Raw genomic sequence first — 12,368 nt, 5'->3', positions numbered from 1 at the left:
GTGCGGTGGGATAATGATAAATATGACAAATCTGTTGCGCTCAGTCGACAACAGCCATAAAGGGCTGCAATTGCTATTAGGCGATTTTTACCAAGATTTCAGTGACGCAGGGATTGATATTGAGATGCTGCATAAACAAAACCGTTTTGAAGCACTCAGATGTTATTCAAAAAGACTAAAGACCATTCTCGTCTTGTTATGTGATGACGACTTACCACCAAAATTGGCAAAACTTGAACACTTAAATAAACACCATTTCCCTGCTCCTAATGAATTGATTGAGGACGTTAAAACCGAGCTTAACAACGTAAACAAACAAATTAGCCAGCTGTTAAAAATCGAAAATTCAATCGATAGCCGCACAGGTAGTGAATCATAGGGGTGGCTCATGAGTAATAAGCAAATAGAACATCATCTCAAAAAGGCGCTTGTTTCGAACAACGAAGCTTCGAAGGTAACAGCAGACGATACAATCGTGCTAGCCAGTGCAATGACCAGCGTACACAAAACCTTGCTGGTTATCTTTTTGCTTTCCATGGTGGCTATCGCCGTGGCATCTCAGGCTCGTATCGACATTGTGGTGTCGGTGCGCGGTGAGCTATTGCTCGAATCTGACATCGAAAAAGTGCAACACCTTGAAGGCGGTATTCTAGAAGAAATGCTAGTGCGCAAAGGCGAAGTGGTTTATGAAGGTCAGCCTATTGCACGCCTTCGCTCTCTGGATAGAAACACTCAACTTGATACGGTAAACACAGAGATCATTCAGCTTGAGCTAGACAAGATTCGTTACGAAAGCCTGCGCGATATGGTGGAACCCGATTTTTCTGCCTACATCGAAAAGTACCCAGAATTAGTGCAAGTCAACATGAATACCTGGCAGCAAGAATTTTCTAAAAACCGTTCCAATGAAGAGTTGATCACTCACGATATCCAACATAAGAATTCGCTTATTGATTCAATGCTCAAGCGCCGTAAAAGCTCCGAGAATCAACTTTCTTTGATTCGCAAGCAGCTCAATATCAAGAACACCTTGTACAAAGAAGAAATGGCATCTTATGTCGATGTTCTGAATATGCAGGTTCAAGAGTCAAACATGGTGCGTGAGATTGAAAATCTCGATGAGTCGGTCATGAATGAGCGCTTCCAACTCGACAAACTAGAGAAGCAGTACCGAGACTTGGTGGAGAATCGTAATGCCGAGTATCAAGCACAAATCATTCAAGCAAACAAGGACTTAAAGTTGAAACGTATATTACGTCCTCAACACTCAGATAAAGTGGATCGCCTCGTGGTTTACGCCCCTATTGACGGTGTAGTAGATAAAGTGCACTTCAACTTCCGCTCCGCTGTGATACCGCCAGGTGAAAGCATCGCGGACATTGCACCGATCAATAACGCCCTTCATGGAGAGGCGAAGATCCCGCGTAAAGACATGGGTTTTGTAGAAATCGGACAAGCGGTCAAAGTGAAGATGGATACCTACAACTTTGCCAAATACGGATTTTTGGAAGGTCGAATTGCATCGATCAGCCGTTCTTCTTATGAAGAAGAAGACGCTGAATTCTACCTCGCGGAAATCCAAATCAGTCAAAACTATCTAGAGCGCGGAGGCACACAATACAAGCTGTCCCCTTATATGGAGTTTACCGCAGACGTGAAAACAGGTTCACGCCGGGTTATCGAATACGCAGCGAAGCCGGTTATGTCGGCTATCGAAGACGCATTCGATGAGAGGTGATGGATGAGTAGCAAGCCTTCTTACAATATTTCCGTTCCTGTTATGCGCCTAAGCATTGCTTTCAGCTTGATGCTGGCTGCCCTCGCCTTTTATTTGTATATCTCTTGGGAAAAAGTGGATTCAGTCGAGAAAGTGCAAAACGCGCCTCTTTTGGTTCAAGCTCAACAGCTCAACCAAACTATCGAGTTTGATATTCAAACGCTTCAACGCTGTTTAAGCGCACGTTATTGCAGTACAACAGAGCTTGATTTTGAGGTTCTGAAAGACGAAATTGACCAATTTAAGTCGCTCGCGTCACTCAACAAAACCGAGTTTAGCTTGGTGGGCGCGACCGAATACACGCAGCTTGAACTGGCAATCAATCGCTTCTCAGACAGCCAAAAAACACGCGACGATGTGTTGGCACTGTACCTCTCGCTCACCAATAACTACCTACAAATGGACGACAACTACCGGACCATATTTAACAACCATGCGAGCGACCTAATGATGGAGAAAAACGAGTTCTTCATTTGGTTGTTTGTGGTCGTTGTCGTACTGGTTGGTATCGCAGTGCTATCGAACTTGGTGGCAATCCTTAAGCTGAAAAAATCCAGCTCGAATGAGCGTGACATTGACCAAGAATTCGATGAGCTTTATCAAGAGCTCAAACAACTGGATTTACAAAGGTTGGAAGAGTTGCTGAATGAAGTGAGCATCAATCCGAAGCAGCGTCAGATCTACTCTCACCTAAAACTGATTTTCAGCAAACTCGAAGAACAAAAACGCAATAACGATCTCTACAAGCAGCTCTATGCTCTGATTGGTTACGAGATTCGTGGCATCACCAACACCATTAACGGCGGCGTGCAATATCTCGTTCAAGAGACCGATGAGAGCGGCGTGTTGATGGCGCAAGATATAACCTCGGCTGCCAATACCCTGTCTGAATTGGCAGAGAACTACAACCGACTCATTTCACAAGGGACCGAGAGCAAATCGAAAGAGTTTTCACTGCTGAATGTACTGTCTGAATTGATGATTCACATCAGTTCAAAAGTGCAGCGAAATGAAGGTGAGCTAGACTGCTTTATCTCAGATAACTTACCAAACCGTGTTGAAGGACAATCCACCAGCTTATTCTGGGTGTTGTTCCTACAGCTATCAAATGCCATCCAACTCAAAGCCGACAAGAAACTGTTTGTCACCATTGAATCAGGTGCGGCGTCAGACATTGAAAATACCCGCCTGACCATCAATCTAAACTTCTTAACCACGCTGGATGTGCCGCTTGCCAAGCTCAATACCCTACACTGGAGCGACCATAAACAGCACACTGCAACCAAAGACGATTTGGCGAAAAGCGTGTTGAAAGATTATGGCTATTACGAGAGCCATTGGTATCAATCGGGCAATCAGGAACGTTTTCAAATTCAGCTCGATTTGAAAGCCAAAAGCTTCCACACCGAGAAAACTCGCTTCGACAATAAGCGCCTATTACTGTGTGCCAACTCTCAGCTGCGCATTGATGTGATGAGCAAAATGTTAGTCAACTTGGGCTTAGAGATTACGCCAATTCGAACGCCGAACGAACTCTTCTCTGCGGCAAAAACCTTTGGCGAATACGATGCCATCATGCTGACCGACACGTTCGAGCCAAACAAGCTGCCCTCACTGAGCAAAACGGTGAAATCGCAACTGCGCAATCACCCGAACACGAAGTTGTTGCTTTCAGTCACTAGCACTCAGCAAGCACAAGAGAGTCATACCTTTGTCGACAAGATTCTGAACTCCCCCGCGATTCCGTATGAGTTCATCCCTAACCTATTAGCAATCATGGAAGCGGAAGCCTCTGAAGAACAGATGGAGAACAGCTCATTCCTGATTGTGGAGGATGACCGTGTTCAACAGATTCTACTCAAACGTATTTTGAGCAAGCAAGAATACGAAGCCGACACCGTTGGCGATGGCGCAGACGCCGTTCAGCATTTCATGAATCAGCGCTCAGACATCATTTTTATGGACTGCATCATGCCGGGCATGGGCGGCATTGAAGCGACCAAACGCATTCGACAATACGAACAAGAGAGCGGACAGAACCCTTGCACCATTATAGGTGCGACAGCATTGACCAGCAGTAATGAACACCAAGCTTGTATCGAAGCTGGAATGGATTACGTGATCAGCAAACCTTATAAAAACGACGAAATCATCAAGGTGATCAACAAGTATGTGGCGGTACAGAAACTTAACTAGCTGTGTATTGGCAGCGCTTACATTGAGCAACGCTCCTTCGGCAATGGCGACCACCTTGCTTGAGGCGGTCAAACTCGGCTTGGAAAACAATTTATCTCTGCGCGCTAGTGACAAAGGCGTGGAAGAAAACGAATACAACATCGACATTAGCCGTTCTAAGTTTCTACCCTCTTTAAACGGTGCTGCTGATACCACATGGAATGAAAACGAAACCATATTAACGGGAACACCGGATACACGTTCTAGCTACAACTCGAACAGCTACAGTGTGTCTTTATCCCAATCGGTGTTTAACCTTGGTGACATCTTTAAATACGGCACCGCGAAGCTTGATTTCAACATTGAAGAAATCAAACACGAGAACAAAATCCAGAGCACCATTTCTGAAATCGCGACGCAATATTTCGAATACCTCAAAAACAACGCGCAAATCAAAGCCACCCAAGTAGAACTTAAATCGTCTGAAACACGTGAGCGCCAAATGCGTCGCAACGTGGAACTTGGCAACACTGCGGCGAGCGAGTTGTATGAGGTAATTGCCCAGAAAGAAGGCATTGCCAATCGCTTAAGAACCTTAGAGAAAGACCGGCGCGTAATTTTGAACGGTTTAGAGATTCAAGTTCAATACCCAGTCACCCCATCACAGGACATCTACGAAAGCGTGCCCTTGGCGGAAATCAGCGAATCCGAACAACGTGAGATTCTTGAACAAGCTTTGAAGCTCAATAACGACTTATTGGTTGCGAAGAAAACCGTCGAGCGCAGCCGAAGAGGCTTGAAAGAAAGCGGTTCAAACTTTGTGCCGACCGTATCGCTCTCTGCCAGTTACCGTTACGACGATGCGAACAACTATGACCGAACCGACCCAACCGCAACAGGGGACAGTAACTCGACCAGCGTCGGGTTGAACTTGAATGTGCCAATTTTCTCCGGCGGTTCGGATTACTACGGTTATCAAAAATCGTCGACTGCCATCGAGCGAACCGAGCTGCTGTACCAAGATTCATTGTTCGCGACACGCAATAGCGTTAACACCTCGGTACTCAACATTAATGACTTCTCCCGCGCTATTAGCAGTTACGAGAACATCATCCGTGCCAACTACGCTTCCTACAAAGGCATTCAACGCGCCTACCAACTTGGCACGCGAACCATTACCGACTTACTGGCCGCGGAAAGTAAACTGTTTAGCGCGCTACGTGATTACGAGAGCGCGCGTTATGACTACATCATTGAATCGATCAATCTTGAGCAAATCAAAGGCATGCTGTCGGTGCAATCCATCGAAAGCATCATGCAATTAATGAGCGATATCGAAGGCAGAAGCAATCAAGACTTAGTTCCAAAACACCTTCTCTCCAAACCATCGATTAAGAAAGGAGGTCGCAATGCAAACTGAGTATTTTTCCCAAAAGATTAACTTTGCTGACAAATGTTACCTGACTTTCTCAACGGTCATCTCGACGCTGTTTGGTTTAGTACTGCCCTTTTCGATTCTGATTATCTTTGACCGTGTTTTACCTAACCAAGCCAAAGACACGCTGTTTCTTCTGTTTGCCATTATCTTGATCACCATCTTCCTCGACTATCACTTAAAGAATCAGGAAGAGAAGATTTCGTCGGTGATCATGAAGCAATTCGAAACCAACTTAACCAACAAGGTGTTTCAATCAATCTGTTTGGCTGAGATATCGAAGTTTCGTCGTCTAGAACCCGGTGAATACCTAGAGCGTATTGCGACCATTCCAGAGATTAAATCCTTCTTTGGCGGAGAATCTGTACGGGCATTGATCAACCTTGCCGTCAGCATACTGACCATTCTGATTATCGGTGTGATCAACATTTGGGCGGGAGTGACCATCTTGCTCGCCTCCATCATTTTGGCGGTGTTCGCACTCAGTCTTTCCAAGCAGAAAATCAACAGCTTAGAAAACAAATCCGGCATCGAAGGCTTAACTACTTCTAAAATCATCGAGATCATCTCTAGCCCACTCGATATCAAAGCGCGCAATATGGAATATCGCGTTGAGAGCTTGATGACACAAATGGTGGAAGAGCGTGAAGTCGAGAACATCAAATACGAGCAAATTGAATCGAACTTCAGCCTTATCTTGTCGCTCATACAACAGCTCTCCATTGCTTGTGTGGTGGTAGTTTTGGCAACGGCAGTTATCAACATGCAATCTAGCCAAGGCATCATGGCTGCCATCATCATGCTTACCAACCGCTACTTCGCGCCATACCAGCAAGTAATGCGCACGGTGAGTCGATGGGAGTTGAACAAGCTTCATATTCAACGTATCGCCGAGCTGCTTGAGCTTGCGGCATCTGTAGAACAACAAAATGATACGACAGAAGTCGAGCGCATCTCGGTGAAGTATTCGGAAAAGCAACGCATCGAGTTTGAACGTGGTCAGGCTTACTTGCTGACGGGGAAAAGCGGCGCAGGCAAAACCCATCTTGCCAATTGCATTACGCGGCAAAACACCGACAACAAACTGGACATTAAGATCAACGAGACACCACTCGATGACGTCAACTACAACGTCTGGCGTAATAGCGTGCTCATGGTCGACAAAACCAGTTCGTTCGTCGAAGGCACCATCATCGACAACTTGACTTGTTTCCGCCCAAGCTTAAATAACACGGCATTTGCGCTTTGCGAAACCATGAACATCAAAGCACAAATCGATGCCCTTCCCGCTGGTTTTTACACCGAGCTTAAAGGACATTTACGCAACCCATTCTCTCGCCAAGTCGCTTATGCCCTGTTGTTGGTGCGTGCCTTACTCGCGAACAAACGTGTGTTGATCTTCGACGACATCGACTGTGTTTATGATGACGACTTTGCTCGATTGGTTTTGACCAGTACTGCCTATCGCGCCAACGACAAAATACTCATCATCGTCAGCAATAAGATGGACAAGCTCAATCATCGCCTCAAACGCGTCAAACTTACCGGAGGTGACCAATGAGTATTTTGGTTGATTTTAATAATGTCCCTCAGCGCTTGTTGGACTTTGAGGCTCGCAGTTATGACGAGCGATACAATCAGTCACCTTTGATTCGTGGTTTAGCTTACACCCTCATTGCGCTTGAATGGGAAGGCACACCTTCTATCCTCAGTGACGCTTTTATCCCTAAACCAAAAGACAGCGACAGTTTTGTTGCCACGATTGAACGCCTTGGTTACCGTTGTGACGTCACCAAATTAAAAACGTTGGAACACATCGAGGGGCACCCTCATCCTTGTTTTATCGAGATCGAAAACCTCACTGCGATTTTCTTGGGCACCAAAGACGGCAAACTGATCCTGTTTGATTACACCAATAACAACACCATTGAATACCCGCTCTGCAAGAAGCCATGTTTGTTGGTCTCGATCAGCGAATACTCGCGCTTGTTCCGAGAGCCGCCACCTGAATCTCAAGACCGCAGTAACTGGATTAAATACGCGTTTTATCGCTACAACAATGAACTCAAGAGCCTGATTATCCTCAGCTTCGTGGTCAGTATTCTCGGCGCACTCCAGCCCTTTTTTATTATGAGTGTGTACAACTTCGCCTTGACGTCTAGCTCGCAAGCCACGCTCTATTGGCTCACGTTGTTTGCCGTGATTGTTGGGTTTTCGGAATACTTTTTCAAGAAAATGCGGGTCAACATCATCGCCACATCAGGGAAGGATTTGGCGGTGCATATTTCTCAAAACGTAATATCCAAACTGTTGTGGCTTCCTTATTCGATGACATCTACCGCTGGTGTCTCTTCTCAGTTAGCACGTTTGAAAGACATCGACACTTTCCGCCGTTTGGTAACCGCAGAGTCAACATTAAGCTACTTCGACATGCCGTTTGTTATCGTATTCATTATTGCCATTGCTCTTATGTCTGGTACCGCAGCGCTAGTCGTTATGGCGGGGTTGATTCTAATGTTGGTGTTCTGTGTTTATTCTCGTTACATCTACTCGCAAGCCACGTCCAAGAGCTCTCGCGCCAACGCCATGGTTTCTTACCAATGGAATAAGATTCTTCGTGGTATAAAAACCATCCAAGGCTTGCCATTGTTGCGTGTTATCCAGTCCCGCTTTAGCGCATCACATTTACAAAGCACAAACGATGCAGAACATGTTTCAGTGACTAATAGCAGGGTTCAGGCAGCAGGCGGGAGTTTGATTCAGGTTATTGGTACCGCAAGTATCGTCGCGGCCGTTATCGGCGTGATGGACGGCACCTCCGATGCAGGTGCAATGCTTGCTACTGTAATTTTAGTCTGGAAGGCGTTGGGGCCTATTATGGGCATCTACAACTCTATTTCTAAGTTCCAATCCATTAAGGCGTCTTCTGCGCAAATCAACAACCTTATGGCGATGAATGACGATAAGCTAACGTTAGAGAAAAGCCCCCCTATTCGCCTCTTTCAAGGTAGTATCGTCGGCTCTGGTGTGAGCCATCGTTATAGTGGTGCGGCAACAGGCTTAACTAATCTTGGTTTTAAAATTCCACCGGGCGCAAAAGTCGTGATTTGTGGACCAACAGGTTGCGGTAAAACGACGCTCATCTCTATTATCGCTGGGCTAGAGGAACGCTATCAAGGCTCAGTTTCGGTGGACGGTTATAACATCAAACAGTTCAACAGTTACCGCTATCGAACCTCGATTAACTACATCCCGTTTAACCTGCATATTTTTGAAGGCTCCTTGGAAACTAACTTCATCTTGCATAATGGGTTAATCCCAACAGAAAAAATGCGTGAAATGGTGAGTTTCTTTGAGCTCGATACATGGTTGCCACAAGGCCTGGACACTCAATTGAGCGTTGATATCTGTAAAAGTTTACCAAATGGTATTCAACAAAGACTGCGGCTCGCATTAGGGCTAGGTGGCTGCGAACAATCTTTGATTATCATTGACGAGCCATTTAATGGTGCAGAGCAAGAAAACTCCCACTACTTCAAGCGGTTATTTAGCGACAAACTACTCAATAAGACCGTTATTTTCTCAACGAATGATCCGGGCATGATCTCTACATCCAATATGAGCTTAGTCTTGGAGCCAGATGGCAACCTGAAGTATTTCGGGTTAACCGATAAGTACTTAAAAAGTCTAAGTTAAGTTCGGAATGTGGTGTGGTTCATCATTCATACTTGAGCACGGTCATTGACAAAAATGTAAACGATGAGACTATTTACTCTGTAAGCGCGTACACTAAGGAATCCGATGTATACATTTGTTGCAGACAAATTGGATGTGGTTTATTTATCAACGATACCAGAAAACTACCAGTTACAAGACTTCGACGTGCCTGAAGAAGAACTCGAAATTCGTGAAATTGTAGAGGTATGGTATGAGTGTGCGTTTCTTCCTGACTTTAACCTTCAACACATCGACATCGAAAACAAAACCGCATTAGTCGAGACACAAGCGCAAGTCGTAAACAACTACACAAGTACGCTCGCTTTTTTACTCAAAAGTCGTGCTTATCGCGCAGCACTTAACCGATTATTGAGTGTATGGAGATTGGAGTCAGCAGCTAAAGCACAGCTTGAGCTGCTGTTACTTACGGAAGAACAGAGTAGCAAGCCAGTAAATTAATCGGCTAGGAAAAGGGGCCAAAAACCTTAAACCCAACCATCGAATCGGAGACGTTTCTGCACGCGTTCAACCGCCTCTATCTGCATCTGACGAACACGCTCGTTAGACACGTTTAACAACAGGCCTATTTCCGACAAGGTTTTCACTCTCTGGTCAAATAATCCGAATCGATGGATTAAGACTTTCTGCAACTTAGTTGGCAAGGTTTTAATAATATTTTCAATAGCTTGAGTAAAGCACTGATTTTCACAGTCTTGTTGTGGATCTGGCGTATACTCACTTTCACACAGTTCAAGAACAAATGGAACACGATGTAGGTCCGCAGTGGTAGATACATCAATAAAACCACTAAGAGCAACAAGTTCATCTATGCGCTCTGCTTTCACCCCTGAGCAGCGTGAGAGTTCAGAAATAGACAACTCCTTGCTCTCACTTTTTGACGCATCGAGCTTTTTTAAAGCCAGGCTATTTATCTCTTTGCACACATGAGCAGGTAAACGTACCGTGCGGCCATTGTTCATTAATGCCGCTTCTATATTCTCGCGAATCCACCATACCGCATAAGTAGAAAAACGGTAGCCTGGCTCAGGATCGAACTTATCGACCGCTTTTATCAAACCAATATTACCTTCTTCTATTAAATCGAGCAGAGTAAAGTTATTGCCTGGCCGTTTGAGGTAGCCTTTTGCGATTTTCACAACAAGTCGAAGATTAGACTCAATCAACATTTCGCGCGCTTCTTCATCACCAGCTCGATTAAGTTTGGCGTAATGCAACTCCTCTTCACGAGACAACAAATCAATGCCCACAATATCTTTGAGATAGTGAGCATAAGGGTCTTTCCCAACTGACAACGATTCTTTCATTGACAGTTCATCCGTGACAGCTCGGAACCTAGCAAAGCATTCGTTGTTCATTCCCCGTCCTTCTCAAGCCAACTTATTTCTTATCTTCTTTAATTGTTTTTGTACAACACTGTATGCATCATGCTTTATATGCATTACTTTACACTGAGTGTAGACAGGGGTTCTGATCTTTACCAAGAAATCACTTATCACTTTAAAACAATTACTGCTTCTATGATAAAAACGTGAGCAAGCGGGGGTTTATATATATGAAAGTGATAGTATTTGTACGCAAATTGGCCTCAAAGAAAACAACGCAACGTGATCGTCAACGCTTACCACCTTACTCTGACTAAAACTTTGAGGCTTGAGGATGGTTTGAAGTATCAGTTGAATTAGCGAGATCTAATTCACTTGACGAAGCGCAGGTTGAAGCTGACAGTCTGTTATAACTTGGAAAACTGCACGATTCTTTCCTTCAGACTTACCTTGATACATCAACTCGTCAGCATCTTGCAAGCTCACGATGTGGGTAAACTCAGGATAGTAAGCACAGCCCAAACTGATACTCAAATGAATTGCTTGTCCGCCCAGTATAACAGGCTGATCGTAAACGGCTTTACAAAGCATATTGGCAAAATTGAGTGCTTCTCGCTCTGACAGAGACGACGTAACGAGTGCGAACTCTTCTCCTCCAATTCTCGCCAATGTCATTCGGTCATCAGTCATCGACTTAGCGGCTTCTGCGATGGCAACTATTGCTCGGTCTCCAGCAAGGTGGCCATATCGATCATTGATTGATTTAAAATCATCAATATCAAACACCATCACCGTTAAGTTTCGCTTCAAATGATTCAGTAGCGCCAATTGCTCAATCAGGTGTCTACGGTTGTATAGCTTTGTGAGAGAATCCGTCAACGTCATCTCTAGCAATTGCTGATTGGCAATCGTTAACTGCCTTGTCCGAAGAGCAACCATACGTTTGAGGGCAAAAATATGATAAAGCGTTGCAACCGCCATAATGAAAATAGCAATAGGGAAAAGATAAAGTGGATAAACCGTTTTCACCACACTCCAACGGGTGAGGATCCGCTCACGATCCGTATCGATGACTTTTTCAAACGCTCTTGATACCTCTAAAATGGAAGTTGCACTGTGCATTCCTGCTGCAATCCGAAGATCTTTACTATATAAGCTAATTGTCGGGACAAACATACCCGCTCCCGGCGTGGTTGCCATATAAAAGTTAGCAACTTGCAGGTCTGCAACAAAGTACAGCACCTTTTTATCGACGGCGGCTTGTATCATCGAATCATTGTTAATGTATTCTGCGATAGGTGCATTCGGATAATTCGTCTGAACAAACTCAGACTCGTAACTTCCTTTAACAACGCCAATTGGCAGCGTCATTTCGCCAGTTAAAACACTCCTGATATCAACCGAAAGTACATCTTTATTTACGTACAGTTTGGTTTGGATAGGCATTATGACTGCGCCAAAGTCCATATACTTCGCTCTTTCGGGCGAGTAGACAAGTCCTCCGTGAAAGTCAGCCTTACCCTCTTTTACGGCTTGTAAAGAAGCATCCCAATCCAAAAGGAGAAACTAAACGTCGATTTGGTTGTTCGCCGCGTACTCTTTCCAAAAGTCGATTAAAATACCTTTAGGTTCACCATCTGGGCTAAGGTAAGAGAACGGCTTCCACGCTTTGGAGTTAGCAACAATTAAAGAATGAGACTCTGACTTGTGTGCATGCGCCATCGGACAAATGAACAGCCACAGTAGTAATAAAGAAGCACACGCTTTTTTACATTTGCAACCATAAGTACCATAACTCGTCGATGACATACCTACTTCTCACCAGTCTTTTTAAACCATAATCTCGGCTGTTTGATTAGACTAAAGATATAGTAGAGTTGCATAAGACAGGAAGTGACGCTTATTGATATGAATCTAACTT

8 protein-coding genes and 1 pseudogene are annotated in these 12,368 nt (G+C 44.7%); 7 read left to right on the top strand and 2 right to left on the bottom strand.

What is annotated here, in order from left to right:
- Positions 1–10 precede the first annotated feature (10 nt).
- From R7070_RS09635 to R7070_RS09605, 7 genes are all read left to right on the top strand, one after another.
- On the top strand, positions 11–379 hold the full coding sequence (locus tag R7070_RS09635) for a hypothetical protein (protein WP_031777210.1): 369 nt from the start codon (positions 11–13) through the stop codon (positions 377–379).
- Between the two features lie 9 nt (positions 380–388).
- The gene (locus tag R7070_RS09630) at positions 389–1,738 is read left to right on the top strand and encodes an HlyD family type I secretion periplasmic adaptor subunit (protein WP_033906830.1); all 1,350 of its coding nucleotides are present in this window, start codon (positions 389–391) and stop codon (positions 1,736–1,738) included.
- A 3-nt stretch (positions 1,739–1,741) separates the two neighbouring features.
- Complete coding sequence (locus R7070_RS09625) at positions 1,742–3,973, top strand: response regulator (protein ID WP_042521473.1); 2,232 nt, start codon at positions 1,742–1,744, stop codon at positions 3,971–3,973.
- Positions 3,948–5,372 (top strand): TolC family protein, encoded by a 1,425-nt coding sequence (locus tag R7070_RS09620; protein ID WP_042521475.1) that lies wholly within the window; start codon positions 3,948–3,950, stop codon positions 5,370–5,372. The genes R7070_RS09625 and R7070_RS09620 overlap by 26 nt, the downstream gene beginning before the upstream one ends.
- Positions 5,362–6,948, top strand: coding sequence for an ATP-binding cassette domain-containing protein (locus tag R7070_RS09615; protein WP_256900408.1), 1,587 nt, complete (start codon positions 5,362–5,364; stop codon positions 6,946–6,948). The genes R7070_RS09620 and R7070_RS09615 overlap by 11 nt, the downstream gene beginning before the upstream one ends.
- A complete protein-coding gene (locus R7070_RS09610) occupies positions 6,945–9,083 on the top strand; it encodes an ATP-binding cassette domain-containing protein (protein WP_318141193.1) in 2,139 nt (712 codons plus the stop codon). Before R7070_RS09615 ends, R7070_RS09610 begins: the two co-directional genes overlap by 4 nt.
- Positions 9,084–9,188: 105 nt before the next feature.
- The gene (locus R7070_RS09605) at positions 9,189–9,563 is read left to right on the top strand and encodes a hypothetical protein (protein ID WP_054865870.1); all 375 of its coding nucleotides are present in this window, start codon (positions 9,189–9,191) and stop codon (positions 9,561–9,563) included.
- Between the two features lie 26 nt (positions 9,564–9,589).
- Here R7070_RS09605 and R7070_RS09600 read toward each other — a convergent pair whose 3' ends face one another.
- On the bottom strand, positions 9,590–10,480 hold the full coding sequence (locus tag R7070_RS09600; RefSeq protein WP_017635872.1) for an RNA polymerase sigma factor RpoD/SigA: 891 nt from the start codon (positions 10,478–10,480) through the stop codon (positions 9,590–9,592).
- A gap of 333 nt (positions 10,481–10,813) precedes the next feature.
- A pseudogene (locus R7070_RS09595) lies at positions 10,814–12,256 on the bottom strand (diguanylate cyclase domain-containing protein).
- Positions 12,257–12,368: the final 112 nt, after the last annotated feature.

Source organism: Vibrio sp. 1557, assembly GCF_033340175.1.
Classification (GTDB): Bacteria; Pseudomonadota; Gammaproteobacteria; order Enterobacterales; family Vibrionaceae; genus Vibrio; species Vibrio alginolyticus.
Note: the sequence above shows the minus strand (reverse complement) of the source record. Positions and strands in the feature narration are given on the sequence as shown.

What these genes read in the sequence shown, in the direction of transcription:
- R7070_RS09630 (WP_033906830.1), top strand. Translation starts at nt 389, where the DNA reads ATGAGTAATAAGCAAATAGAACATCATCTCAAAAAGGCGCTTGTTTCG.
- R7070_RS09625 (WP_042521473.1), top strand. Translation starts at nt 1,742, where the DNA reads ATGAGTAGCAAGCCTTCTTACAATATTTCCGTTCCTGTTATGCGCCTA.
- R7070_RS09620 (WP_042521475.1), top strand. Translation starts at nt 3,948, where the DNA reads ATGTGGCGGTACAGAAACTTAACTAGCTGTGTATTGGCAGCGCTTACA.
- R7070_RS09615 (WP_256900408.1), top strand. Translation starts at nt 5,362, where the DNA reads ATGCAAACTGAGTATTTTTCCCAAAAGATTAACTTTGCTGACAAATGT.
- R7070_RS09610 (WP_318141193.1), top strand. Translation starts at nt 6,945, where the DNA reads ATGAGTATTTTGGTTGATTTTAATAATGTCCCTCAGCGCTTGTTGGAC.
- R7070_RS09605 (WP_054865870.1), top strand. Translation starts at nt 9,189, where the DNA reads ATGTATACATTTGTTGCAGACAAATTGGATGTGGTTTATTTATCAACG.
- R7070_RS09600 (WP_017635872.1), bottom strand. Translation starts at nt 10,480, where the DNA reads ATGAACAACGAATGCTTTGCTAGGTTCCGAGCTGTCACGGATGAACTG.